24 protein-coding genes and 1 riboswitch are annotated in these 24730 nt (G+C 69.4%); of the genes, 15 read left to right on the plus strand and 9 right to left on the minus strand.

Annotation, left to right across the window (positions count from 1 at the left end; translation table 11 throughout):
- Positions 1-12: 12 nt before the first annotated feature.
- From ACFWHU_RS12215 to ACFWHU_RS12225, 3 genes are all read right to left on the minus strand, one after another.
- Positions 13-519: a DUF4396 domain-containing protein gene (locus ACFWHU_RS12215; protein ID WP_387224770.1), complete on the minus strand. Its 507-nt coding sequence runs from the start codon at positions 517-519 to the stop codon at positions 13-15.
- Between the two features lie 118 nt (positions 520-637).
- Positions 638-1297 (minus strand): DUF305 domain-containing protein, encoded by a 660-nt coding sequence (locus ACFWHU_RS12220; protein ID WP_387224771.1) that lies wholly within the window; start codon positions 1295-1297, stop codon positions 638-640.
- Between the two features lie 71 nt (positions 1298-1368).
- Positions 1369-1872: a DUF6153 family protein gene (locus tag ACFWHU_RS12225; RefSeq protein ID WP_387224773.1), complete on the minus strand. Its 504-nt coding sequence runs from the start codon at positions 1870-1872 to the stop codon at positions 1369-1371.
- A gap of 195 nt (positions 1873-2067) precedes the next feature.
- On the opposite strand from ACFWHU_RS12225, the gene ACFWHU_RS12230 reads away from it, so the two are divergent.
- Both ACFWHU_RS12230 and ACFWHU_RS12235 read left to right on the plus strand, forming a co-directional pair.
- Complete coding sequence (locus ACFWHU_RS12230; protein WP_387224774.1) at positions 2068-2439, plus strand: BlaI/MecI/CopY family transcriptional regulator; 372 nt, start codon at positions 2068-2070, stop codon at positions 2437-2439.
- The gene (locus tag ACFWHU_RS12235; protein WP_387224775.1) at positions 2436-3350 is read left to right on the plus strand and encodes a M56 family metallopeptidase; all 915 of its coding nucleotides are present in this window, start codon (positions 2436-2438) and stop codon (positions 3348-3350) included. Before ACFWHU_RS12230 ends, ACFWHU_RS12235 begins: the two co-directional genes overlap by 4 nt.
- A gap of 17 nt (positions 3351-3367) precedes the next feature.
- Here the strand turns inward: ACFWHU_RS12235 and ACFWHU_RS12240 are convergent, their stop codons facing one another.
- The 6 genes from ACFWHU_RS12240 to gcvT form a co-directional block, all read right to left on the minus strand.
- On the minus strand, positions 3368-3760 hold the full coding sequence (locus ACFWHU_RS12240) for a type II toxin-antitoxin system VapC family toxin (protein WP_387224776.1): 393 nt from the start codon (positions 3758-3760) through the stop codon (positions 3368-3370).
- Complete coding sequence (locus ACFWHU_RS12245) at positions 3757-4029, minus strand: hypothetical protein (RefSeq protein WP_387224778.1); 273 nt, start codon at positions 4027-4029, stop codon at positions 3757-3759. The genes ACFWHU_RS12240 and ACFWHU_RS12245 overlap by 4 nt, the downstream gene beginning before the upstream one ends.
- A gap of 132 nt (positions 4030-4161) precedes the next feature.
- A complete protein-coding gene (locus ACFWHU_RS12250) occupies positions 4162-5544 on the minus strand; it encodes an L-serine ammonia-lyase (protein WP_385803824.1) in 1383 nt (460 codons plus the stop codon).
- A 131-nt stretch (positions 5545-5675) separates the two neighbouring features.
- Positions 5676-6944: a serine hydroxymethyltransferase gene (gene glyA, locus ACFWHU_RS12255; RefSeq protein ID WP_385803826.1), complete on the minus strand. Its 1269-nt coding sequence runs from the start codon at positions 6942-6944 to the stop codon at positions 5676-5678.
- 16 nt (positions 6945-6960) lie between these two features.
- On the minus strand, positions 6961-7338 hold the full coding sequence (gene gcvH / locus ACFWHU_RS12260) for a glycine cleavage system protein GcvH (protein ID WP_078074962.1): 378 nt from the start codon (positions 7336-7338) through the stop codon (positions 6961-6963).
- 79 nt (positions 7339-7417) lie between these two features.
- Complete coding sequence (gcvT, locus tag ACFWHU_RS12265) at positions 7418-8581, minus strand: glycine cleavage system aminomethyltransferase GcvT (protein ID WP_385803828.1); 1164 nt, start codon at positions 8579-8581, stop codon at positions 7418-7420.
- A gap of 157 nt (positions 8582-8738) precedes the next feature.
- A riboswitch (glycine riboswitch) is annotated at positions 8739-8836 on the minus strand.
- A gap of 228 nt (positions 8837-9064) precedes the next feature.
- Here gcvT and ACFWHU_RS12270 point away from each other — a divergent pair.
- The 13 genes from ACFWHU_RS12270 to ACFWHU_RS12330 all read left to right on the plus strand — a co-directional run bounded on the left by ACFWHU_RS12270 (position 9065) and on the right by ACFWHU_RS12330 (position 24716).
- The gene (locus ACFWHU_RS12270) at positions 9065-9739 is read left to right on the plus strand and encodes an AAA family ATPase (RefSeq protein WP_387224779.1); all 675 of its coding nucleotides are present in this window, start codon (positions 9065-9067) and stop codon (positions 9737-9739) included.
- 282 nt (positions 9740-10021) lie between these two features.
- Positions 10022-10771 carry an enhanced serine sensitivity protein SseB gene (locus ACFWHU_RS12275; RefSeq protein WP_385804753.1) on the plus strand — a complete coding sequence of 250 codons (750 nt, stop codon included), beginning with the start codon at positions 10022-10024 and terminating at the stop codon, positions 10769-10771.
- 132 nt (positions 10772-10903) lie between these two features.
- Complete coding sequence (locus tag ACFWHU_RS12280; RefSeq protein ID WP_078074958.1) at positions 10904-11698, plus strand: enhanced serine sensitivity protein SseB C-terminal domain-containing protein; 795 nt, start codon at positions 10904-10906, stop codon at positions 11696-11698.
- A gap of 388 nt (positions 11699-12086) precedes the next feature.
- Complete coding sequence (locus ACFWHU_RS12285) at positions 12087-13085, plus strand: ABC transporter permease (protein ID WP_023538500.1); 999 nt, start codon at positions 12087-12089, stop codon at positions 13083-13085.
- 82 nt (positions 13086-13167) lie between these two features.
- Entirely contained in the window at positions 13168-14925 is a 1758-nt protein-coding gene (locus ACFWHU_RS12290) for an ABC transporter substrate-binding protein (protein WP_385804750.1), read from the plus strand.
- A 108-nt stretch (positions 14926-15033) separates the two neighbouring features.
- Entirely contained in the window at positions 15034-16047 is a 1014-nt protein-coding gene (locus ACFWHU_RS12295) for an ABC transporter permease (protein WP_385802492.1), read from the plus strand.
- Positions 16044-17177 (plus strand): ABC transporter ATP-binding protein, encoded by a 1134-nt coding sequence (locus ACFWHU_RS12300; RefSeq protein WP_387224780.1) that lies wholly within the window; start codon positions 16044-16046, stop codon positions 17175-17177. The genes ACFWHU_RS12295 and ACFWHU_RS12300 overlap by 4 nt, the downstream gene beginning before the upstream one ends.
- A gap of 35 nt (positions 17178-17212) precedes the next feature.
- Positions 17213-18454, plus strand: a complete 1242-nt coding sequence (locus ACFWHU_RS12305; RefSeq protein ID WP_387224781.1) for an ABC transporter ATP-binding protein — start codon at positions 17213-17215, stop codon at positions 18452-18454.
- A gap of 289 nt (positions 18455-18743) precedes the next feature.
- Entirely contained in the window at positions 18744-20414 is a 1671-nt protein-coding gene (locus tag ACFWHU_RS12310; RefSeq protein ID WP_387224782.1) for an ABC transporter substrate-binding protein, read from the plus strand.
- 165 nt (positions 20415-20579) lie between these two features.
- Entirely contained in the window at positions 20580-21584 is a 1005-nt protein-coding gene (locus ACFWHU_RS12315; protein ID WP_385802476.1) for an ABC transporter permease, read from the plus strand.
- Positions 21585-21603: 19 nt separating this feature from the next.
- Complete coding sequence (locus ACFWHU_RS12320) at positions 21604-22557, plus strand: ABC transporter permease (protein WP_385802490.1); 954 nt, start codon at positions 21604-21606, stop codon at positions 22555-22557.
- 6 nt (positions 22558-22563) lie between these two features.
- Positions 22564-23634, plus strand: coding sequence for an ABC transporter ATP-binding protein (locus ACFWHU_RS12325; protein WP_385802474.1), 1071 nt, complete (start codon positions 22564-22566; stop codon positions 23632-23634).
- Positions 23631-24716: an ABC transporter ATP-binding protein gene (locus ACFWHU_RS12330; protein WP_385802472.1), complete on the plus strand. Its 1086-nt coding sequence runs from the start codon at positions 23631-23633 to the stop codon at positions 24714-24716. Before ACFWHU_RS12325 ends, ACFWHU_RS12330 begins: the two co-directional genes overlap by 4 nt.
- Positions 24717-24730: the final 14 nt, after the last annotated feature.

Genomic DNA, 24730 nt, shown 5'->3' on the forward strand with positions numbered 1-24730 from the left:
GGCGGCTCGTGGTCAGTGCAGTGAGTGGACCACCGCGTGGCCCTTGCCGCGGCCGATCATCCACTTGTTGACCGGAGTCGTGATCAGGAACGCGACGGCGAAGCCGCCGAGGAGCGCGTACCAGAACAGTCCGTCGGGCAGATGCGCGTCCATCGCTCCGGGAGTGAGGGCGATGATGCCGTTGTCGACGAGTTCCATGACGGCGATGGACACGGTGTCGGCGGCCAGCGCGATCTTGATGGCCGACCTCCAGTCGAGGCCGGCCCTGCGGACCGCGAACAGGGTGAAGGAGTAGCCGAAGACGAAGGCGAGGGAGATCGCCAGGGCCATGGTGGGGACGTTGCCCCACAGCAGGGCGGTGCCGATGACCATGCCGAGGATCTCGCCGATGGCGCAGCCGGTCAGACAGTGCAGCGTCGCCTTGACCGCCATGCCCCAGGACGCGCCGCCGGCGGAGCCCGTTCCGGCCGCCGCGTGTCCTGCGTGTCCCGCGTGGTCGCTGTGATCGCTGTGGTCCATGGGTCCCGACCTCTTTCCGGTTCCGTGGGGAGGCCCCGTCGTGGCCCGACACGGCCCGACTATATACCCCCCTGGGGTATCTTCAAAGTGATACCCCAGGGGGATTCGGTGGAAAGGATCAGAGTCGGTCGAGGATCGCGTTCAACTGCTCGACCTCGGCCGACTGGGCCTTGATCACATCGGCGGCGAGCTTCTTGGCCGTGGCGTTGTCACCCTTCTTCCGCTCGTCCCGGGCCATGGCGATCGCCCCGTTGTGGTGCTCGATCATCAGCCGGGCGAACTTCTCGTCGAAGTCGGCACCCTTGGCGGCGGTCAGCTCCCGCATGTCCTGGTCGGACATCATCCCGGCCGTATCGCCCGAGTCGGGCGTGCCGTCCGAGCCGTCCGTGTCGCCCGAGCCGTGGTCCATGCCGGGCATGCTCCCCTCGGCCGGCTCCGGCTCGCCCCACGCCTTGAGCCAGGAGCGCATCGTCGTGATCTCCGGGCCCTGAGCCTTCTCGATCTCCCCGGCCAGGGCCTTGATCTCCGCGCCGGACGCACGGTCGTCGGCCAGTTCGGCCATCTCGACGGCCTGCTGATGGTGCGGGATCATCCCCTGCGCGAAGGCGACGTCCGCGTCGTTGAACGCGGCGGGGGCGGACTCGCCCCCGTGGTCCATGCCGGCCATGTCGCCGTCGCTGCCGCACGCGGCGAACAGAAGGGCGGTGGCGGTGATCGCGCCCGCGACGGCGAGGCGGCGCTTCAGAGGGCGTCGGGGGGCGCGCTTGACGGAACTCATGTCGGTACACCTTGTGGTCGGTCTTACGGATGTGTGCGTACGCGGCTTCGGGTCCGTGAGGACGGCCCGGCCTATATCCGCAAAACTGACAGCGACGCCAAGTCCGGTGTACGGGGCGGGGAGTTGGACCGCGGCTCGACGGTGACCCCCGCGAGAGGGCCGGTGAACCGCCCCGGCCGCCGGGCGAACGCCGCCGGCTGCGGCGCCGCGAGTGCCCACGTACCGAGCACCGCCACGCAGAGCGAGGCCATGTCCATGCCCATGCCGTCCATGCCGCCCATGTCGTCCATGCCCATGACCTGCTCGGCCGCCGGGGCCGGGTGGGGGAGGGGCCGATCCGGTGGAGGCGCCGCTTCGGCGGAGGCATGGGTCATCGGACCCGGCCCCGAGCCGTAGGCCTCGTCGGGATGCCCGACCGTGTGCATGGCGAACACGCCGAGCGCGACCGCGACGACCAGCAGCAGGCGCGCGCTCGCCACCGAACCCGGTCTGTTCCGGGGCGAGTTCGGCTTCATCCGCGTAGCTCGTTCGCAGAGCTTGTCGGCCTGGACCTCGGAGCGGCGGTGGGACGCCACGCGCTCAACTCCTTCCGCCTCCTGTGCCCGCCACCTCCCTTCGGTGGCCGGCCGCCACGACGGGCGAGTCAGAGCGTAACTGCTAAGCAGTTTAGTGGCAACGCGAGACGGGGGAGGAGACATAGGATGGGCCGTCGCGGTCACCGACGACGGAGGGCCGTACGGCCGGCGGGCCGGGGCGAGGGGAGTGGGGCGTTGCGTCAACTCGGTGAGCTGGAGGCGGAGATCATGCATCGCCTGTGGTCCTGGGGTCGGCCCGCGACCGCGCGCGACGTGCTCACGGACATCAACACGCAGCGGCCCATCGCCTACAGCACCGTCAAGACCGTGGCCGACATCCTGTACCGCAAGGGCATGCTCCGGCGCGAGAAGGAGGGGCGGGCCTGGCTGTACGAGCCGACCTGCACGCGCCAGCAGTACACCGCGGCACTCATGCAGGAAGCACTCGGCTCCAACCCCGACCCCGCGGGCGCCCTCCTCAGCTTCGTCGAGCGGATCTCACCGGGCGAGGCCGACGCGCTCCGCGAAGCGCTGCGGGTGGCCAGGCGGCGCGGAGGCACGCGGTGACCACGGCCGCCGTGCTCACCGGCTACGCCCTCCTGACCGGGACCGCGGCCCCGTACCTCCTGGCGCGGGCCCGGTGGCCGCACCGCGCCCCGGCGGCCGCGATCACCGCCTGGCTGGGGCTGGCCGCGACGTTCGTCGTCTCCGGCGCGCTGGCCTGCTACCACCTGCTGCTGACCGGGCCGCATGTGCACGACGGTCTCGTGGGCCTGCTCACCGCGTGCGGCCTGGTGACGGGCGGCCCGACACGGGACACCCCGCCGACGCCGGGCGACCTCGCGGCGGTCCTGCTCCCGGCGGCCCTCGTGCTGCTCCCGGCCCTCTGTCTGACGCGGATCTCGTGGCGTGCGCACCGGACCCGGCGCCGCCAGCGCGACATGCTCGCCCTGGTCGGCACTCCCTCGCCCCGGTACGGCGCGACGATCGTGGAGCACGGGGTGCCCGCCGTCTACTGCCTGCCCGGCCGCGCCCCGCGCATCGTCATCACCAGCGGCGCGCTACAGGCCCTCTCCGACGAGCAACTGCGCGCCGTACTCGCGCACGAGGACGCCCACATCAAGGGGCGCCACCATCTGGTGCACGCCGCCGTGGCGGCCTTCGCGCGGTCCTTCCCGGGCCTGCCGCTCGCGCGGCTGGCCAAGGAACAGACGGCGCTGCTCCTGGAGATGGCGGCGGACGACCGGGCGCTGCGCTGCCACCCACGAGAAGCGCTCGCCGCGGCCATGTACGAGGTCGCGGCCGGCCAGACCCCGCACCTCGCGATGGGCGCGGGCGGCTCCGGCTCGCTCATCCGCATGCGCCGCGTCCTGGACCCGCCCCCGAAACCCCGCCGCGCGACAACCCCGGCGGTCGTCCTGGCCTCGGCCACCGCCCCTCTGCTCCCCCTGCTGATCGCCTGCGGCCCGATGCCCTGACCCCAGGGCGAGCCGCGTCAGACTTTGATCACGCGGACGCCGGGGCCGCACAACATGACGAGGTCCTCGGGGCCCGACGTCAGGACAGTCACGGGGGAGGGCGAGGCGAGCGCGGTTGCGGCCACGATCGCGTCGAGGGCGTACTTGTGACCGTGCAGGCCCGCCGCCGCGAGTAGTTTGCTGGCACGGCGTGCGACGGCTTCGGTGGGCGGGATGATGTTCACGCGGGAGACGGCGTGGTCGAAGCGGGCCTGGTTCGTCCTGGGGTCGCGTGCCTCGACAAGAGTCACCGAGCTGATGATGACGCGGATGTCCTCCGCTTCGGCCGCGGCCAGCCACTCGGTGAGGTCAGGTGTGCGTTGTACGAGAGCTGACAGGCCTTCGCAGTCCAGGACGAGTGTTCCGCTCACGCGGCATCCGCCGAGCCGATCGCGTCGCCCCGCAGGATCGCTCGTTTGGCGTCGACGGCGCTCTGGTCGGACGGTCCGTGTTCGGCTTCCGCGTCCTCGATGAGCTCTCGCAGCCGGTCCCGCTCCAGCTGTCGCTGGATGAGGGCTTCGACGTAGGCGGACATGCCTCGTTTGCCGGTCCGCGCTTTGAGAGCGGAGATGGTGCCTTCGTGGAGTGAGACGGAAACCGGGCGGACGGGGCCTTCGCCGGGAGCTGGGGGGCTAGCCATACGGCGAGTTTAACAAACTTATTGATATTGGGTGCGGGGAGTGTGCGCCGACGCCGTCACGGAAGTTCTGTCCGTCCAGCGACGTCCGAGGGGCATTCGACGTGACGAACACATCGATCAGGACGCGGTTCGTCAGCACTCGATGATGTTCACCGCGAGCCCGCCCCGTGCGGTCTCCTTGTACTTGACCGACATGTCGGCGCCGGTCTCCTTCATCGTCTTGATGACCTTGTCCAGGGACACCTTGTGGCTGCCGTCGCCGCGCAGCGCCATCTTCGCCGCCGTCACCGCCTTGACCGCCGCCATGCCGTTGCGTTCGATGCACGGGATCTGTACGAGGCCGCCGACCGGGTCGCAGGTCAGGCCGAGGTTGTGTTCCATGCCGATCTCGGCGGCGTTCTCGACCTGTTCGGGGCTGCCGCCCAGGACCTCCGCTAGGGCGCCCGCCGCCATCGAGCAGGCCGAGCCGACCTCGCCCTGGCAGCCGACCTCGGCGCCCGAGATGGAGGCGTTCTCCTTGAAGAGCATGCCGATCGCGCCCGCGGCGAGCAGGAAGCGGACGATGTCGTCGTCCTTCTCGGCGTCCGTGTGACCGGCCGCGGCGAAGTTCAGGTAGTAGTGCAGCACCGCCGGGATGATGCCCGCCGCGCCGTTGGTGGGGGCGGTGACGACCCGGCCGCCCGCCGCGTTCTCCTCGTTGACCGCCATCGCGTAGAGGGTGATCCACTCCATCGCGCGCGCCGCCGGGTCACCCTCGGCGCGCAGCTGCCGGGCCGAATTCGCCGCGCGGCGGCGGACCTTGAGGCCGCCGGGCAGGATGCCCTCGCGCGCCATGCCGCGCGACACGCACGCCCGCATGGCCCCCCAGATCTCCAGCAGACCCTCACGGATCTCGGTCTCCGTGCGCCACGCCTTCTCGTTCTCCATCATCAGCGCGGAGATCGAGAGCCCGGTCTCGCGGGCCAGCCGCAGCAGTTCGTCGCCGCTGCGGAAGCGGTACGTCAGCACCGTGTCGTCCAGCTTGATGCGGTCCTCGCCCACCGCGTCCTCGTCCACGACGAAGCCGCCGCCGACCGAGTAGTACGTCTTCTCCAGGAGGGTTCCGCCGTCGGAGTCGTAGGCGAAGACCGTCATGCCGTTCGCGTGGTACGGCAGCGCCTTGCGCCGGTGCAGGATCAGGTCCGCGTCGAAGTCGAAGGGGATCTCGTGCATCCCGAGCAGACTGATCCGGCCGTCGGTACGGATGGCCTCCACCCGGGCGTCGGCGGACTCGATGTCGACCGTACGGGGGGACTCGCCCGCCAGACCGAGCAGCACCGCCTTGGGTGTGCCGTGGCCGTGCCCGGTGGCGCCGAGCGAGCCGAACAGCTCGGCGCGTACGGAGGCGGTGTGGACCAGCAGGCCCTCGTTCTTCAGCCGCCGGGCGAAGAGGCCGGCGGCGCGCATGGGGCCCACGGTATGTGAGCTGGACGGGCCGATACCGATCGAGAACAGGTCGAAGACCGAGATGGCCACGGTGGAACTCCTTGCTGGTGGTAGACGCCGTTGTCTGCCGGGGTGGTGCGGAGAACGTACGTACGGGGTGGAACGGTGCGGGGCACCGCGCGCACCGGTCGGGTGCGCGCGGTGCCCCCTGGCCGGTGCGACTACAGGCCGGGGTACAGCGGGTGCTTCGCCGCCAGCGCCTTCACGCGCGCCGCCAGGGCGTCACGGTCGAACTCCGGCTTCAGCGCCGCCGCGATGACGTCCGCGACCTCGGTGAAGTCCTCGGTCGTGAAACCGCGGGTGGCGAGCGCCGGGGTGCCGATCCGCAGGCCGGAGGTGACCATCGGCGGGCGCGGGTCGTTCGGGACGGCGTTTCGGTTGACCGTGATGCCGATCTCGTGGAGCCGGTCCTCGGCCTGCTGGCCGTCCAGCTCCGAGTTCCGCAGGTCGACCAGGACCAGGTGCACGTCCGTACCGCCGGAGAGGACGGAGACGCCGACCTCGGTGACGTCGTCCTGGACCAGACGCTCGGCGAGGATACGGGCGCCGTCCAGCGTGAGCTGCTGGCGCTCCTTGAACTCGTCGGTCGCCGCGACCTTGAAGGACACCGCCTTCGCCGCGATCACATGCTCCAGCGGACCGCCCTGCTGTCCCGGGAAGACCGCGGAGTTGATCTTCTTCGCGAGCTCCTGGGTGGAGAGGATCACGCCGCCGCGCGGACCGCCGAGGGTCTTGTGCGTGGTGGTGGTGACGACGTGCGCGTGCGGCACCGGGTTCGGGTGCAGGCCCGCGGCGACCAGACCGGCGAAGTGCGCCATGTCGACCATCAGATAGGCGCCGACCTCGTCGGCGACCCGGCGGAACGCGGCGAAGTCGAGCTGACGCGGGTACGCGGACCAGCCGGCCACGATGAGCTTCGGGCGCGACTCCTTGGCCAGGCGCTCGACCTCGGCCATGTCGACCTGGCCGCTCTCGTCGTCGACGTGGTAGGCGACGACGTTGTAGAGCTTGCCGGAGAAGTTGATCTTCATGCCGTGCGTCAGGTGACCGCCGTGGGCGAGGTTCAGGCCCATGATCGTGTCGCCGGGCTTCAGCAGCGCGAACATCGCCGCGGCGTTGGCCTGCGCGCCGGAGTGCGGCTGCACGTTGGCGTGCTCGGCGCCGAACAGCGCCTTGACGCGGTCGATCGCGATGTTCTCGATCACGTCGACGTGCTCACAGCCGCCGTAGTAGCGGCGGCCCGGGTATCCCTCGGCGTACTTGTTGGTCAGGACGGAGCCCTGCGCCTCCATGACGGCGACCGGAGCGAAGTTCTCCGACGCGATCATTTCGAGCGTCGACTGCTGGCGGTCGAGTTCGGCGTCGACGGCGGCGGCGACGTCGGGGTCGAGCTCGTGGAGAGAGGAGTTGAGAAGCGACTTCGAAGACATCACAGTCCCTGGGGTCTCAGTTGCCGGAGAATTCCGTGTACTCGTCGGCGGAGAGCAGGTCCTTCGGCTCCTCCGCGACGCGTACCTTGAACAGCCAGCCGCCCTCGAAGGGTGCGGAGTTCACCAGCGAGGGGTCGTCCACGACGTCCTGGTTCGCCTCGGTGACCTCGCCCGTCACGGGGGAGTACAGGTCGCTGACCGACTTGGTCGACTCCAGCTCGCCGCAGGTCTCGCCCGCGGTCACCGTGTCACCGACCGCGGGGAGCTGGGCGTACACGACGTCGCCGAGGGCGTTCGCCGCGAACTCCGTGATACCGACCGTCGACACGCCGTCATCGGCGGTCGACAGCCACTCGTGCTCCTTGCTGTAGCGCAGCTGCTGGGGGTTGCTCATGTCGTGAATTCTCCTGTACGCGGGGGAGTGGTGGTGAACACGTGTCTTGCGGACTGAGATGCGGTGCGGTACCCGAGGGTCACTTCCGGCGCTTGTAGAAGGGCAGCGCCACGACCTCGTACGGCTCGATCGAGCCCCGGATGTCAACCCCGACGCCCGCCGTGCCCGCCGCGGCGTGCGACGCGTCCACGTAGGCCATCGCGATCGGCCGGCCGAGCGTCGGCGACGGCGCGCCGGAGGTGACGTGGCCCACCACCTGACCGTCGGCCACGACCGGGTAGCCGGCGCGCGGCACCCGGCGGCCCTCGGCGACGAGCCCGGTCAGCTTGCGCGGCGGCGCGCTCTCGGCGCGCTCGGCGGCCGCCTCCAGCGCCGTACGGCCCACGAAGTAGCCCTCCTTCTCGAACTTGACGACCCGGCCGAGGCCCGCGTCGAAGGGCGTGAGGCCGGTCGTCAGCTCCTGCCCGTACAGCGGCATACCGGCCTCCATACGGAGGGTGTCGCGGCACGAGAGGCCGGCCGGTACGAGTCCGGCGGACGCGCCCGCGGCCATCAGGGCCTGCCACAGCCCTTCCGCGTACCGGGGCTCCACGAACAGCTCGAAGCCGTCCTCACCCGTGTAGCCGGTACGGGCGATCAGCGCGGGCACCCCGGCGACCACGCCCGGCAGCCCGGCGTAGTACTTGAGCCCGGCCAGATCGGCGTCCGTGAGCTGGGCGAGGATGCCGGGCGAGTTGGGGCCCTGGACGGCCAGCAGCGCGTACGCGTCGCGGTCGTCCCGCACCTCGACGTCGAAGTCCGCGGCGCGGCCGGTCAGCTCGTCGAGCACCACCTGGGCGTTGGAGGCGTTCGCGACGACCATGAACTCGGGGGCGCCGTGGGTGTCGAGGCGGTACACGATCAGGTCGTCCAGGATCCCGCCGTCCTCCTGGCAGATCATGGTGTAGCGGGCGCGGCCCACGGCGAGGGAGCCGATGTTGCCGACCAGCGCGTAGTCCAGTGCCTCGGCCGCCTGCGAGCCGGTGACGGTGATCTCGCCCATGTGCGAGAGGTCGAAGAGCCCGGCCTTCGTACGGACGGCGAGGTGCTCCTCACGCTCGCTGGCGTAGCGCAGCGGCATGTCCCAGCCGGCGAAGTCGGTCATCGTGGCGCCCAGTGAGCGGTGCACGGCGTCGAGCGCGGTGAGGCGCGGGGCGTCGGGACCGGCCGCTTCGGGGGCGGGGGTGTGAGACGTATTGCTCATAGGTGTGGCTCCCAGGGCATGACAGAGAGGACAATCCTCCCCATCTGTCATCGGAACCTGAGAGGTTCATCACGACCGCACGTACACATACGCATACGGAGTCACGACTTGCACCTTGGGTGGAAGCGCCTGACGGCGATTCGCTTTTCAGATCTGCCTCGTCCGCGCGGTACTGGGCCTGAGAGATTCAAGGGAGGAACTTGCTCCTTCGGCGCCCGGCACCCACGGTGACCAGGACTCTCCCGCGCGGATTCGAACGGCCGGTATGGAGTTGGCGCGCACATCATCGCACGCGTCGGCCTCCGGAGGGAGGGAGGGCGGCGGGGACGCCGGCGAAGGCACCGCCGGGGACATCACCCCCGGTCGGGCGGACGGGGCCGACGGGGCCGTGATCAGCAAAACGCTTGTGCCGCATTACCAGGTCTTTACACTTCATGGGCAAGGGTCATCGGCGATGACGATGGACCCGACAGGGGGAGGGCGATGACGTTGCAGCGGTCCCGTGCAAGTGCCTACGCGACGACCGCGGAGGTGCCCGCCCAGCCGGAAGCGGTACGCCGCAAGGCCCTGGCGGCCGTCCCGCCGGTCGTCCGCGACCTGCGGGAGCGGGGGCGCCGGGGGCCCCGACGCCTGGTGTTCGGGGACGGCGACGTGGTCGTCGTCTCGGGCCTGCCGGGCAGCGGGAAGTCCACGCTGATCGGCCGGACGGCCGCCGGCCGGGGGATCGACTCGCAGGACACCCGCGACCGCTGGGCGAGGCGGCTGCCGGAGCGGCTGCCGTACGCCGTCTACCGGCCGCTCGTCCGCCTCGCGCACTACGCCGGGCTGCGGCGGGCGCTGCGCTCCGGCGAGAGCGTCGTCGTGCACGACTGCGGCACCCAGGCGTGGGTACGGCGCTGGCTGGCGCGCGAGGCGCGCAGACGCGGCAGACGGCTCCATCTCGTGCTGCTGGACGTGACCCCGAAGACCGCCCGCGCGGGCCAGCGCGAGCGCGGGCGCGGGGTTTCCGGGTACGCCTTCGCGCGCCACCGGCGGGCGGTGTCCCGGCTCGTCGCGGACGCGGAGACGGGCCGGCTCCCGGCGGGCTGCGCCTCGGCGGTCCTCCTGGACCGCGACGGCGCGGGCGCGCTGACGGGGATCGACTTCCCGGGCACCTGAGCAGCGAGGCCCGATACGGGCCGGCGCCTGGCAAGGCGCGGCAGCGGCATCGTCGGCCCTCGGGCCGGCGTTCTTCCTCGATCGCACGGACGGGCCGCACATGCGGCCCGTCCGTGCGATTGAGGACGAACCGCCCATCGGGGGGCGGGCTGCGGCGCACCGGCCGTTCCGGCCGCGGCAGGCGGCGGACCGCGGAGCCGCCGTCGGCGTCGCCCGGCCACGCCCCACCGGCGTTAGGGTTTCCGCGGCGCGCAGTACGCACGGGCGGACACGGGAGAGTCAGTGAACACAGCATGGCCGGGCAACGAGCTGGAAGAGGTGCTCGCCGCCTCGCTCGGGAACGCCTCGGCGGGCGGGCGGCTGGTCGAGGTCCTCGGCCGCAGTCAGCTCTGGGTGCCACTGCCCAACGGCGGCGGACCCGACAGCCCCGGACTCGATCTGCCGACCATGGAGATCGAGGGCGTGCCGTACGTCCCCGTCTTCAGCTCCGAACAGCAGTTCCTCCAGTGCGTCGGGGCGCACATGCCCTTCACCGTCGCCCCGGCCCGTGAGTTCGCCCGCGGTCTGCCCCCTCGCCTCGGTATCGCAGTGAACCCCGGCGGCATGGTCGGGGCGCCGCTGCCGCCGCTCGCCGTCGCGGAGCTGTGCCGGGTGGGCCGTACGCCGCTGGACGGCCCCGCCAGCGGTGGCCGGGTACGGCTGTTCGAGCCGGACTGGCAGGAGGACCCCGTCGACTTCCTCACGGCGGCGGCCGAGGAGTTCGAGGCGTCCGGCGTCGTCCTCACCGCGCGCCGCGGCCTCGCGAGCATCGAGGGCGAGTCCCCGGTGCTCTTCGTCGGTGTCCAGCTCTCCTCCTGGGAGGCCGCGGAACGCAACGCGCCCATGGACGCGCTCGGCAGGGCGCTCGGCCGGGTCCAGGTCGGCTGGCCGGTCAATCTCGTCCTGCTGGACGCCACCCAGGACCCCGTCGGCACCTGGATGCTGGAGCGGGTGCGGCCCTTCTACCAAAGGACGGCCGCGCCGCCCGCGTAACACGCCGTGGCACGTCAGCCCCGGAACCGGCAATGACCCACCGGACTAAGCTGGTTTGATGGCCTGGCCGGCACGGGCCCGAAGCGGGGGAGGCCGGTCCGGATGGTGGATCGACGAGGGGCGGGACCAAGAGTGAGCGCGTCAGGCACCGCGGCGACGGGGCAGGTCGAGCACATGCTGCGCCAGGTGACGCCAGGACGCTACGACGCCTACGAGGCGCTGCTCCAGGCACTCGCCGACAGCACCGCCGGCCAGGTGTGGATGCTGCTCTGGCACGGCCGCGCGGGCTCGCCCGACGCGCAGTACGGGAACATGGAGGTCGACGGCCTCGGCTACGCGCCGTGCGTCACCTCCGCGCAGGAGCTCTCCGTCAGTGGCTGGAACCGCGCGCACGAGGTCGTCACCGGCCGCGACATCGCCCGCGCCCTCTACCCCGAGCGCTGGGGAATCTGGCTCAACCCGCACGCGCCGGGCGGCGGCGTCGGCATCCCGTGGCTCGACCTGCGCCGGATCGCCACGGGTCTCGACCGGATGCCGGCGGGACCGCTGCGTCTGTCCGAACCGGCCGTGGAGATCCCGCAGTTCTACGCGCTGCTCACGCAAAACGCCCACCGCACCCCCGCCGTACGGTCGTTGCGCCGTGCGTGGGTCCACCCCGCGCTCGGCGCGCCGTATCTCACCATCGGTCTGGATCTGTACGACACGAGCCCGGCGTCCGTCGACGCCGTACGCGCGATGATGCAGCAGTCCATCGGCGCGGTCCCCGAAGGGCTGCCGGTGTCCACCGTCGCCATGTCCGACGAGTACGACCCGGTCACGATGTGGCTGCGAGCCAACTCGCGGCCGTTCTACGACCGGGAGGCCCACGGGGCGCCGCAGGCCGCTTCCGGTTACGGCTACCCGCCCGCCGCGCCGCGCGCCTACTGACCCGCCTCCCGGCGTACTGACCAGTACCGGCACCTCACGGCGGTACGTCCTCCGGACGGCGCGAGCCGTACCGAAACGTAGCGAAAACGGCCCTCCGTTCCGCTCACGCGATCACAACGTCCGGATAACGGTAGGTGTCTGACTCCATCACGTTTGGGCAAACATTCCCCTAGGTCACTGGCGGGTGATCACTACCGCCATGAAGACTCCCCGGCAGCGGGGACCGTCGGTCCTCTGTGCGAGCAGCCCAGCATCGCTCCACGGGAAGCCCTTTGACAGGATCTTCCGCGACACCAGCGCCGAAGCGTGCGCCAACTGATGCGAGACAGGCCGTTACAACGGCGGGTACGGGGCCGGCGAGCGCCGGCCAGGAGGGGTCGAAGACGTTGTGACCGCACCGATCGAGACCACCAAGTCGGCTGCCGAAGTGCAGCCGGAGGCAGTGCTCACGGGCGCCAAGCAGAGCCAGATCGAGGGTCGTTCGCTCGGACGAATAGCCTGGACGCGCTTCAAGCGCGACAAGGCCGCCGTGGCCGGCGGCATCGTTGTCATTCTTCTGGTCCTGCTCGCGATACTGGCCAAGCCCATCCAGGCCGTCTTCGGTCTCGACCCCAACGCGCTCAACCAGGACCTGGTGGACCCGCAGCTCCTCGCCCCCAAGGGCGCCTGGGGCGGCATGAGCTGGGACCACCCGCTCGGCGTGGAGCCCGGTCTCGGCCGTGACCTCCTCGCCCGCATCATCGAGGGCTCCTGGGTCTCGCTCCTCGTCGCCGCCGGAGCCACCCTGCTCTCCGTGGCCATCGGTACCCTCCTCGGCGTCATCGCCGGTTACTACGGAGGCTGGGTCGACGCCGTCGTCAGCCGGCTGATGGACACCTTCCTCGCCTTCCCGCTGCTGCTCTTCGCGATCTCGATTTCCGCCGCCCTCCAGGACGGCGCGTTCGGGCTCAGCGGACTTCCCCTGCGGATCGGTGTGCTGATCTTCGTGATCGGCTTCTTCAACTGGCCCTACATGGGCCGGATCGTGCGCGCGCAGACCATGAGCCTGCGGCGCCGCGAGTTCGTCGACGCGTCCCGGAGTCTGGGCGCCAGAGGGCCGTTCATCCTCTTCCGGGAACTGCTTCCGAACCTCGTCGCGCCGATCCTCGTCTACTCGACGCTGCTGATCCCCACCAACATCCTCTTCGAGGCCGGTCTCAGCTTCCTCGGAGTGGGTATCGCCCCGCCGCAAGCCTCGTGGGGCGGCATGCTCACCACCGCGGTGGACCTGTACGAGGTCGATCTGCACTACATGTTCGTGCCAGGCATGGCGATCTTCATCACCGTGCTGGCATTCAATCTGCTGGGTGACGGGCTGCGTGACGCACTCGACCCCCGCAGCAAGTGACCCCCGGTTCCACCCGGCACCATCCACAGCGGCCGACCTTGAGCTCCGTGCCGTATCCATTGATAGAGGGGCTTTCCTCAGGATGAAGACCAAGAAAGCGACAGCTGTCCTGGCGACAGCCATCGTGCTGGCGCTCAGCGCGTCGGCGTGCGGCGGCTCGGACAGCAAGGACAACGACAGCAAGGGCGGCGGGGCGGGCATCGACGCCGGTCTGACGTCGGTCGTCAACAAGTCCGACAAGAAGGGGGGCACCGTCACCTTCGAGCACTCGGACGTGCCGGACTCCCTGGACCCGGGCAACACCTACTACGGCTGGGTGCAGAACTTCTCCCGCCTGTACGGCCGTACGCTCACCACCTTCAAGCCGGCCGCCGGCAAGGAAGGCCTGGAGGTCGTCCCCGACCTCGCCGAGTCGCTGGGTGAGCCGAGCGCGGACGCCAAGACGTGGACGTACAAGCTCCGCAAGGGCGTCAAGTTCGACGACGGCAGCCCGGTCACGTCCAAGGACGTCAAGTACGCGATCGAGCGCAGCAACTTCGCGCCCGAGGCCCTCTCGCACGGTCCCACCTACTTCAAGGCCTACCTTGAGGGCGGCGACAAGTACAAGGGCCCGTACAAGGACAAGTCCGCCGAGGGTCTGAAGTCCATCGAGACCCCGGACGACCAGACGATCGTCTTCAAGCTCAACAAGCCGTTCGCCGACTTCGACTACCTGGCGACCTTCTCGCAGACGGCCCCCGTGCCGCAGGCGAAGGACAAGGGCGCCGAGTACGTCAAGGCGATCTCGTCGTCGGGCCCGTACAAGTTCGAGTCGTACAACGAGGGCCGCAGCGCGACCCTCGTGCGCAACCCGCACTGGGACAAGGCCACCGACCCGATCCGCCCGGCGCTCGCCGACAAGATCACCATCAAGTTCAAGGTCAACCCGACCACGGTCGACCAGCACCTGATGAGCGACAACATCACGGTGGACGCCGCGGGCACCGGCCTTCAGACGAAGACCCAGCCCAAGGTCCTCACCAAGCAGAGCGAGAAGGCGAAGACGGACAACTCGTACGCCGGCGCCACCTCGTACCTCGCGCTGTCGACGAAGGTGAAGCCCTTCGACAACGCCGACTGCCGCAAGGCCGTCCACTACGCGATCGACAAGGCGTCCGTCCAGGCCGCGCTCGGTGGCGACACCAAGGGCGACGTGGCGAGCACGCTGCTCCCGCCGACGGTCAACGGGTACCAGAAGTTCGACCTGTACCAGACCGAGGGCAACAAGGGCGACGTCGCGAAGGCCAAGGCCGCGCTCGCGGACTGCGGTCAGCCGAACGGGTTCAAGACCAACCTGACGGCCCGCTCCGACCGTCCCGACGAGGTGCAGATGGCGACCGCCATCCAGGCCTCGCTCAAGAAGGTCGGCATCGAGGCCGAGATCAAGCAGTACCCGTCGGGCAAGTACTTCGGTAACTTCGCCGGTGTCCCCAGCTACGTCCACGAGCACAAGCTCGGCATGATGATGATGGCGTGGGGCGCCGACTGGCCGACCGGCTTCGGCTTCCTCGACCAGATCGTCAACGGCTCCGCCATCAAGCCCTCGGGCGGCAACAACCTGATGGAGCTGGACGACCCGAAGATCAACAAGGCGCTGTCGGACGGTATCGCGCAGACCGACGACGCCGCCCGCACCAAGGCGTGGGGCGAGGTCGACAAGCTCGTCCTGGAGAACGCCTCGGCCGTGCCGCTGATCTACCGCAAGAACCTGCTGTACCGCCCGGACTCGGCGACCAACGTCACCGTGACCCAGGCGTACCTCGGTATGTACGACTACCTGCTGATCGGCTCCACCACCTAATCCAGCGGTAGAGCTTTCCCAACCCCCCGAAATGCCTGAAAGGCAGGTGAAGGCTTCGGGTCCGCCGGCCGGGTCAACCCCGGCCGGCGGACCCGGCGCCGATCGGCTGTGACTGCGTACATCATCCGACGCGTGATCGCCGCGGTAATGCTGTTGCTGGTGGTCAGCGCAGTCACCTTCGCGATCTTCTTCCTTGTTCCACGGCTCGGTGGGCAGACGATCGACCAGCTGGCAGTCCAGTACGTCGGTAAGGACGCCAACCCCGACTCCATCGCCGCCGTCAAGGCGAACCTGGGGCTCGACCAGCCCCTCTACACGCAGTACTACGACTTCATCAAGGGCATCTTCGTCGGCGCCGAGTACAACTTCGGCCCCGACCCGTCCATGTGCAACGCGCCCTGCTTCGGCTACTCGTTCAAGACGCACGTCGAGGTCTGGCCCGAGCTCATGGACCGGGTGCCGATCACGTTCTCCCTGGCCATCGGTGCCGCGGTGATCTGGCTGCTCTCCGGTGTGGCCATCGGCGTCCTCTCGGCGCTCAAGCGCGGTTCGATCTTCGACCGTCTCGCCATGACGCTGGCCCTCGCCGGCGTCTCGCTGCCGATCTTCTTCACCGGCATGCTCGGTCTGGCCCTGTTCACCGTCCAGTGGCCACTGTGGTCGGACGGCGTCAACTACGTCCCGTTCGCGGACAATCCGGCGGACTGGGCCTGGAACCTGATCATCCCCTGGTGCAGCCTCGCCTTCCTCTACTCCGCCCTGTACGCCAGGCTCACCCGGGCCGGCATGCTGGAAGTGATGGGGGAGGACTACATCCGTACGGCGCGGGCCAAGGGTCTGCGGGAGAGCACGGTCGTCGCCAAGCACGGACTGCGGTCCGCGCTGACGCCCATCGTCACGATCTTCGGTATGGACTTCGGCCTGCTGCTCGGCGGCGCCGTCATCACCGAGCAGGTCTTCTCCCTCCAGGGCATGGGCTCGTACGCGATCCAGTCGGTGAAGGACGCCGACCTGCCGATCGTGATGGGCGTGACCCTGTTCGCCGCATTCTTCATCGTCTTCTGCAATCTGCTGGTGGACCTGGTGTACGCCGCCATCGACCCCAGGGTGAGGTACTCGTGAGCGAGGTTTCCAAGGAGCAGTCCGCCGTACGGGTTCCGGGTCCCGCCTCCGCGCCGGGCGAGCCGGTGGTCTCCAAGGCCGCCGGGGCCCCCGGTTCCGGTGGCCTCGGCGAGCCCTTCCTCTCCGTACGCGACCTCCGTATCCACTTCAGCACCGATGACGGTCTGGTGAAGTCGGTCGACGGCGTCAGCTTCGACGTCCACGCCGGCAAAACCCTCGGCATCGTGGGTGAGTCGGGCTCCGGCAAGTCGGTCACCTCGCTCGGCGTGATGGGCCTGCACCGCTCCGCCAACGCCGCGATATCCGGCGAGGTCTGGCTGGACGGCGAGGAGCTGGTGGGGGCCGACCCCGACCATGTACGGCGGCTGCGCGGCCGGAAGATGGCCATGATCTTCCAGGACCCGCTGTCCGCGATGCACCCGTACTACCGCATCGGCGCGCAGATCGTGGAGGCGTACCGCGTCCACCACAAGGTCAGCAAGAAGGTCGCCCGCGCACGGGCGGTCGAGATGCTCGACCGGGTCGGCATCCCCGAGCCGCACAAGCGCGTGGACAGCTATCCGCACGAGTTCTCCGGCGGTATGCGCCAGCGCGCGATGATCGCGATGGCCCTGGTCAACAACCCCGAACTGCTCATCGCCGACGAGCCGACGACCGCCCTGGACGTGACCGTCCAGGCGCAGATCCTCGACCTCATCAGGGATCTGCAGAAGGAGTTCGGCTCCGCCGTCATCATGATCACCCATGACCTGGGCGTCGTCGCCGAGATGGCGGACGACCTGCTGGTCATGTACGGCGGCCGGTGCATCGAGCGCGGACCGGCCGAGAAGGTGTTCTACGAGCCGCAGCACCCCTACACCTGGGGTCTGCTCGGCTCGATGCCCCGGATCGACCGTGAGCAGACCGACCGGCTCATCCCCGTCAAGGGCCAGCCGCCGTCGCTCATCAACGTGCCTGAGGGCTGCGCCTTCAACCCGCGCTGCCCGTACGCGGATGTGCCCAAGGGCGGCATCACGCGCACGGAGCGCCCCGAGCTGAAGCAGGTCGGCACCGGGCACCACTCCGCCTGTCATATGTCGCAGGAGGAGCGGACCAAGATCTGGACCGAAGAGATTGCGCCGAAGCTGTGAGCGCCGACGCCGTGAGCAACGCAAAGGATCCCGCTGTGGCGGACAGGCCGGTAGAAGCGGTAAAGGACAAGGCGGGTGAGCCCCTGCTGAGGGTCGAGGGGCTGGTCAAGCACTTCCCCGTCAAGAAGGGGCTGTTGCAGCGCCAGGTCGGCGCCGTCAAGGCGGTCGACGGGCTGTCCTTCGACGTCCAGGCCGGTGAGACGCTCGGCATCGTCGGCGAGTCCGGGTGCGGCAAGTCGACCATGGGCCGGCTGATCACGCGGCTGGACGAACCGACCGCCGGGCGCATCGAGTTCCAGGGCCACGACATCACGCACATGTCGGCGGGCAAGATCCGTCCGCTCCGCCGTGACGTGCAGATGATCTTCCAGGACCCGTACTCGTCCCTGAACCCGCGCCACACGATCGGCACGATCGTCGGCGCGCCGTTCAAGCTCCAGAAGGTGGAGCCCGAGGGCGGGGTCAAGAAGGAGGTCCAGCGGCTGCTGGGCCTGGTGGGTCTGAGCCCCGAGCACTACAACCGCTATCCGCACGAGTTCTCCGGCGGCCAGCGCCAGCGCATCGGTATCGCGCGGGCCCTGGCGCTCAGCCCGAAGCTGGTCGTCGCCGACGAGCCCGTCTCGGCGCTGGACGTGTCGATCCAGGCGCAGGTGGTGAACCTGCTGGACGACCTCCAGGACGAGCTGGGGCTCACGTACGTGATCATCGCGCACGACCTCTCGGTCATCCGCCATGTCTCGGACCGGATCGCCGTGATGTACCTCGGCAAGATCGTCGAGCTGTCGGACCGCAAGTCGCTGTACGAGCGGCCGATGCACCCGTACACGAAGGCGCTGCTGTCCGCCGTGCCGGTGCCGGACCCGAAGCGGCGCGGGGTCAAGAGCGAGCGGATCCTGCTCAAGGGCGACGTGCCGTCGCCGATCTCGCCGCCCAGCGGCTGCCGGTTCCACACCCGTTGCTGGAAGGCGACGGAGGTGTGCCGGACGGTGGAGCCGCCGCTGATCCAGCTGGAGCCGGGCCACGAGGCGGCCTGTCACCACCCGGAGAACGCGCCGGACCAGATTCCGGACGACACGAACGTGCTCGCGTCGGCGCGCGAGGCGATCGCGCTCGTGGGGGACGCGGTGGCTACCGGGGCCGCCGCGGCTGCCGAGACCTCCGAGGCTCCCGCGTCGGGGGCCACCGCGTCGGGGACCTCCAAGGAGACCCCCGCGGGGAGCGCCCGGGCCACCTCCTCGGAGACCTCCGAGGCGCCCAAGGGGCTCGCCAAGGAGTAGCCCGCCCCGCACCGCACAGAGACGCACGCCCCCGGTCAGCATGGTCCACCATGCGGACCGGGGGCTTCTGCGTCGTACGAGAGGTTCACCCGGTTCGCCCACCCAACTGCGGCTCACCTGGCACGGCTTGACCCGTAGGGGTGAGATGTCCCGGAGTCGGGTCATTTGTCGAGTGTCCGGATCTCAGGTCTGCAACTCCGCATTGCGACCTGTTCATTTGGCACTTTCTTGACTGTAATGTTCGGCCGTCAAGACCGAGCCCTGACTCGTCGGACCCCTGGGGTGGACCATGCGAATAATCAAGTCCCGAGCCGCTGGAGCGATCGTTACGGCCCTGGCCGTCACGCTGATCGCCACCGGCTGCTCCAGCGAGCGCGACGGGGAAGGTGACTCGGGCGGCGCGAAGGACACCTTCGTCTTCGGCGGCCCCGGTGACCCCGGCTCGCTCGACCCGGCGCTCGCGAGCGACGGCGAGACCTTCCGGGTCACCCGTCAGGCCTTCGAGGCGCTGCTGGAGCACGAGTCGGGCGGCAGCGAACTGGCCCCCGGCCTCGCCGAGAAGTGGTCGAGCAACGAGGCCGGTACGGTCTGGACGTTCAACCTCCGCAAGGACGTGACCTTCCACGACGGCGAGAAGTTCAACGCCGCCGCCGTGTGCGCGAATTACGACTACTGGTTCAACTGGACGGGCACCTACCAGTCCAGCGCGGTCTCCTACTACTGGCAGACCATCATGGGCGGCTTCGCGAAGAACGAGGACCCGGAGACGCCGAAGGCGAACTACAAGTCCTGCACCGCGACTGACGACAGCACCGCCGTCATCGAGGTCAACGAGCCCTCCGCGAACCTGCCGGGCGGCTTCTCCCTCCAGGCGCTGGCGATCCACTCGCCGAAGGCCCTGAAGGAGTACGCGAAGCAGGAAGCCACCGCCAAGGGTGACGCGATCACGTACCCCAAGTACAGCCAGGTGGCCGGCACGGTCGCGGGCACCGGCCCGTACAAGATCAGCGAGTGGAACAAGGGCAACAAGGAAGTCTCGCTGCAGCGTTACGACGACTACTGGGGCACCAAGGCGAAGATCAAGAATCTGGTCTTCCGCACCATCGACACCGAGGACGGCCGCCGTCAGGCCCTCCAGGCCGGTGACATCGACGGCTACGACCTCGTCGCACCCGCCGATGTGAAGACGCTGGAGAACGGCAAGTTCCAGGTCCCCACGCGTGACGTCTTCAACATCTTCTACGTCGGCATGAGCCAGGGTAAGAACGCGGCGCTGAAGAAGCCCGAGGTCCGGCAGGCCATCGCGCACGCCATCGACCGCGAGAACCTGGTCAAGACCCAGCTGCCCGAAGGCGGAGTCGCCGCCACGCAGTTCATGCCCGACACGGTCGCCGGCTACTCGGACGCCGTGAAGACGTACCCCTTCGACACCGCCAAGGCGAAGTCGCTGCTCAAGGACGCCGGTGAGAGCGCCCTGAAGGTCGAGTTCTGCTACCCGACCGAGGTCACCCGCCCGTACATGCCCGCTCCGCAGGACATGTTCGAGCTGATGAAGGCCGACCTGGAGAAGGCCGGCATCACCGTCACCCCCAAGCCCATGAAGTGGGCCCCGGACTACCTGGACGCCACCGAGGCGGGCAGCTGTGCACTGCACATGCTCGGCTGGACCGGTGACTTCAACGACGGTTACAACTTCATCGGCACCTGGTTCGCCGAGTTCGACACGCAGTGGGGCTTCAAGGACAAGGGCGTCTTCGACGCGCTGAAGGCCGCGTCGATCGAGACCGACCCGGCCAAGCGGACGGACCTGTACAAGAAGGCCAACGAGACGATCATGGCGTACCTGCCGGGTGTGCCGATCTCCTCCTCGCCGCCGGCGATCGCGTTCGCCGCGAACGTCAACCCGCCGAAGGTCTCCCCGCTGACGCAGGAGTACTTCGCCGAGGTGTCCTTCAAGTAAGGACAGCGCGCACGCCGGGTCCGCCCGGTCGCGGAGCACGTCCCGACCGCGACCGGGCGGACCCGTCTCGCTGACGGCCCGTCCCACACACGGACGACCTGAACACAGACGGACGAACACAGATGAACAACGCCAGGAGTACGCAATGAGAAAGGGGCACGCGGGGTGCTGCGACTCGTCGCACGACGACTGCTACAGCTGATACCCACCCTGCTCGGTCTGTCGGTTCTGCTCTTCCTTTGGCTGAACCGGCTGCCCGGCGGACCCGCTTCGGCGATCCTGGGCGAGCGGGCGACCGATGCCGAAGTGGCCCGGATCAACCGGGCGCTGGGGCTCGACGAGCCGGTCTGGGTCCAGTACTGGCGGTTCATCAAACGGATCTTCGAACTGGACCTGGGCACCTCCACGCAGACCGGCCAGCCGGTGTGGGAGGAATTCACCCTGCGCTTCCCGGCGACCGTCGAACTCAGCGTCGCCGCGATACTCATCGCGGTCGTGGTCGGCGTCCCGCTGGGCTACTTCGCCGCCCGGCGCCGCGGCAGCTGGCTCGATGTGAGCGCGGTCTCGGGCTCGCTGCTCGGCATCTGTATCCCGGTCTTCTTCCTGGCGCTGCTCCTCAAGGGGCTGTTCGCCGTCAGCCTCGGGATCTTCCCGAGCTTCGGCCGGCTGTCGACCGGCATCGACGCGACGAAGGTCACCGGATTCGCCGTCCTGGACGGCCTGTTGACCGGCGAGTTCGACGCGTCCTGGGACGCGATCATGCATCTGGTGCTGCCCGCCGTCGCGCTCGCCTCCATCCCGCTCGCCGTCATCGTGCGGATGACCAGGGCCAGCGTGCTCGAAGTGCTGGGGGAGGACTACGTACGTACGGCGGAGTCCAAGGGCCTGGAGAAGCGTGTCGTACGCGGCCGGCACGTCCTGCGCAACGCGCTGCTGCCGGTGATCACCGCCGTCGGTCTGCTGACCGGCAGCCTGCTCTCCGGCGCCGTCCTCACCGAGTCGGTCTTCAGCTTCGGCGGGATCGGGCAGTTCATCCGTACCTCGATCGACGCCCGCGACTATCCCGTGCTCGTCGGGTTCATCCTCTTCATCGCGCTGGTGTACGTGCTGATCAATCTGCTGGTCGACGTGGCGTACAGCCTCATCGACCCGAGAGTGCGGGTGCACTGACGTGAACGCCATCCCGAACATGACGAAGAAGGCCGACAAGATCGACCGGCTCGCGCAGCTCACCGAGCGGACCGAGGCCACCTCGGGCGCCGGGCTGTGGCGCGAGGCCTTCCGGCGGCTGCGCACCAGCAAGACCGCGATCATCGGCGGCATCGTGATCGGCCTGTTCGTGCTGATCGCGATCGTCGGCCCGTGGCTCGCCCCGTACAGCCCCACCGCGCAGGACTGGCGCGGCGAGGTCTTCCCCAACCAGGGCCGCTTCGTCGGACCTCGCGGCGAGAACTGGTTCGGCCTGGACCATCTGGGCCGCGACGAGTTCTCCCGGATGCTCGTCGGTGCCCGCCAGACCCTGCTCGTCGGCGTCGTGTCGATGCTCATCGGCCTGGTGGCCGGCGCGATCGTCGGCGCCGTGTCGGGCGCGGCGGCAACGCTCGGCGGGGAGCCGGGCAAGCGCGTGGACACCGTCATCATGCGCGTCACCGACATGATGCTGGCGCTGCCCTCGCTGCTGCTGGCGGTCTCCGTCGCCGCCGTGCTCGGCCAGTCGCTGACCACGGTGATGATCGCGGTCGGCGTGGTCCAAGTGCCGGTGTTCGCACGGCTGCTGCGTGGCTCGATGCTCGCGCAGGGCAACTCGGACTATGTGCTGGCCGCCAAGGCGGTGGGCATCCGCAAGCGCCGTATCGTCCTGACCCAGATCCTGCCCAACTCGCTCAGCCCGGTGATCGTCCAGGCGACGCTCAGCCTCGCCACCGCGATCATCGAGGCCGCCGCCCTGTCCTACCTGGGCCTCGGCAGTCCGGACCCGGCGATCCCGGAGTGGGGCGTGATGCTGTCACAGGCACAGCGCTTCTTCGACAACGCGCCGATGATGTCGGTCTATCCGGCGGTCGGGATCATCGTCACCGCCCTCGGCTTCACGCTGCTCGGTGAGGCGATGCGGGAAGCTCTCGATCCGAAGCTGCGAGGCTGAAGTCCCATGTCACTTCTCTCAGTTGACGCACTGTCGGTCACCTTTGCCGGGCACGCGACGGGCCGGGGCACGGGACGCGACACCAGGGCCGTCGACGGCGTCTCCTTCGACGTCGCCGAGGGCCAGGTCGTGGGCCTGGTGGGCGAGTCGGGCTGCGGCAAGTCCGTGACCGCTCTCGCCCTGATGGGTCTGCTCCCGCGCAAGGGGGTGAGCGTCGGCGGGCGCGCCGAGTACGACGGCGCGGACCTGCTGTCCATGGACGAGAAGAAGATCCGCGACCTGCGCGGCAGCCGGATCGCGATGATCTTCCAGGACCCGCTCTCCTCGCTCAACCCGGTCGTCCCCATCGGCATCCAGGTCACCGAGATCCTGACCCGCCACCGAGGGCTGAAGGGCGAGCCCGCCCGTAAGGAGGCCGCCTCGCTGCTCGACCGCGTCGGCATCCCCGACCCGAACAGGCGGCTCAAGGAGTACCCGCACCAGCTCTCCGGCGGAATGCGGCAGCGCGCGCTCATCGCCATGGCGGTCGCGTGCGCGCCTCGCCTGCTGATCGCGGACGAGCCGACGACGGCGCTCGACGTCACCATCCAGGCCCAGATCCTCGAACTCCTCAAGGAGTTGGTGGACCAGGAGGGCACGGCGCTCCTGATGATCACTCATGACCTCGGCGTCGTCGCCGGGCTGTGCGACCAGGTGAACGTGCTCTACGCGGGGCGCGCGGTGGAGACGGCGGGCCGCCGTGAACTGTTCGCGCACCCCACCCATCCGTACGCGCACGGCCTGCTCGGCTCCATCCCGCGCCTCGACGCACCGCGCGGTGAGCCGCTCAGGCCGATCCGCGGCTCGATCAACGACAAGATCGCGTGGGCCGACGGCTGCGCGTTCGCGCCGCGGTGCGACTTCTACACGATGGAGTGCCTGACGGGCACCCCGGAACTCACCGAACCGCGTGCGCCCGGCCACCAGGTGCGCTGCGTCAACCCGGTCCTGCCGGCGGCACCCGCCGACGCGGCGGCCGGGGTGGCGGCGGCCGACCCGATCGATCCGGTCGAACCCACGGCGGAGGTCTCCTCATGAGTCTGCTCGAACTCGACGGCGTCAAGGTCCACTTCCCCGTCAAGAAGGGCGTCTTCTTCGACCGTACCGTCGGTCATGTGTACGCCGTCGACGGTATCTCGCTGAAGGTCGAGGCGGGCCAGACGTACGGCCTGGTGGGGGAGTCGGGCTGCGGCAAGACCACCCTCGGCCGCGCCGTCCTGCGCCTCGTCGACATCACCGAGGGCGAGGTCCTCTTCGACGGCACGGATCTGGCGAAGCTGCCCGAGGAGGAGATGCGCAAGATCCGGCACCGCCTCCAGATGGTCTTCCAGGACCCGCTCGGCAGCCTCAACCCCCGGCAGAACATCGAGTCGATCCTCTCCGAGGGCATGGCGGCGCACGGTATCGGCGCCGACCAGGAGGAGCGCCGCGAGCGGATCAAGAAGATCCTCGCCGAGGTCGGCCTGCCGACCAACGCGCTCTCCCGCTACCCGCACGAGTTCTCCGGCGGCCAGCGCCAGCGCATCGGCATCGCACGGGCGCTCGTCCTGGAACCGGACGTGATCATCTGCGACGAGCCGGTATCCGCGCTCGACGTCTCCATCCAGGCGCAGGTGATCAACCTCCTTGAGGAACTTCAGGAGTCCAAGGGTCTGACGTATCTCGTCATCGCCCACGACCTGGCCGTGGTCCGCCACATCTCGGACGTCATCGGGGTCATGTATCTGGGCTCCCTGGTCGAGGAGGCCCCGAGCGACGCGCTGTACGCCGAGCCGAGGCACCCGTACACGAAGGCGCTGATGTCGGCGGTACCGGTGCCCGACCCGGAGGTGGAGGACCACCGCGAACGGATCCTGCTCCGCGGCGACCTCCCCTCCCCGGCGGCGCCGCCGGCCGGCTGCCGCTTCCACACGCGCTGCCCGTGGAAGCAGGAGACCCGGTGCGCGACGGAGCGCCCGGAGCTGACGGTTCTGGGCGACGGCCACCGGGTGGCGTGCCACTTCGCCGCGGAGATCGAGGCGGGCACGGTGGAGCGTACGAGGGCGACGGGCATCGAGGCGGTGACGGACACCGGGGCCGGGGACGGAGCCGGGGCAGAGGCGGTGTCGGAGCCCGTCTGAGGCGGGCCCCGACG

Source organism: Streptomyces sp. NPDC060366 (assembly GCF_042725135.1).
Classification (GTDB): Bacteria; Actinomycetota; Actinomycetes; order Streptomycetales; family Streptomycetaceae; genus Streptomyces.

Excerpts from the sequence above, each read along its gene's own strand:
- ACFWHU_RS12215 (WP_387224770.1), bottom strand. The coding sequence starts at position 519 with ATGGACCACAGCGATCACAGCGACCACGCGGGACACGCAGGACACGCG.
- ACFWHU_RS12220 (WP_387224771.1), bottom strand. The coding sequence starts at position 1,297 with ATGAGTTCCGTCAAGCGCGCCCCCCGACGCCCTCTGAAGCGCCGCCTC.
- ACFWHU_RS12245 (WP_387224778.1), bottom strand. The coding sequence starts at position 4,029 with ATGGCTAGCCCCCCAGCTCCCGGCGAAGGCCCCGTCCGCCCGGTTTCC.
- glyA (WP_385803826.1), bottom strand. The coding sequence starts at position 6,944 with ATGTCTTCGAAGTCGCTTCTCAACTCCTCTCTCCACGAGCTCGACCCC.
- gcvH (WP_078074962.1), bottom strand. The coding sequence starts at position 7,338 with ATGAGCAACCCCCAGCAGCTGCGCTACAGCAAGGAGCACGAGTGGCTG.
- gcvT (WP_385803828.1), bottom strand. The coding sequence starts at position 8,581 with ATGAGCAATACGTCTCACACCCCCGCCCCCGAAGCGGCCGGTCCCGAC.
- ACFWHU_RS12270 (WP_387224779.1), top strand. The coding sequence starts at position 9,065 with ATGACGTTGCAGCGGTCCCGTGCAAGTGCCTACGCGACGACCGCGGAG.
- ACFWHU_RS12290 (WP_385804750.1), top strand. The coding sequence starts at position 13,168 with ATGAAGACCAAGAAAGCGACAGCTGTCCTGGCGACAGCCATCGTGCTG.
- ACFWHU_RS12310 (WP_387224782.1), top strand. The coding sequence starts at position 18,744 with ATGCGAATAATCAAGTCCCGAGCCGCTGGAGCGATCGTTACGGCCCTG.
- ACFWHU_RS12320 (WP_385802490.1), top strand. The coding sequence starts at position 21,604 with ATGACGAAGAAGGCCGACAAGATCGACCGGCTCGCGCAGCTCACCGAG.
- ACFWHU_RS12325 (WP_385802474.1), top strand. The coding sequence starts at position 22,564 with ATGTCACTTCTCTCAGTTGACGCACTGTCGGTCACCTTTGCCGGGCAC.
- ACFWHU_RS12330 (WP_385802472.1), top strand. The coding sequence starts at position 23,631 with ATGAGTCTGCTCGAACTCGACGGCGTCAAGGTCCACTTCCCCGTCAAG.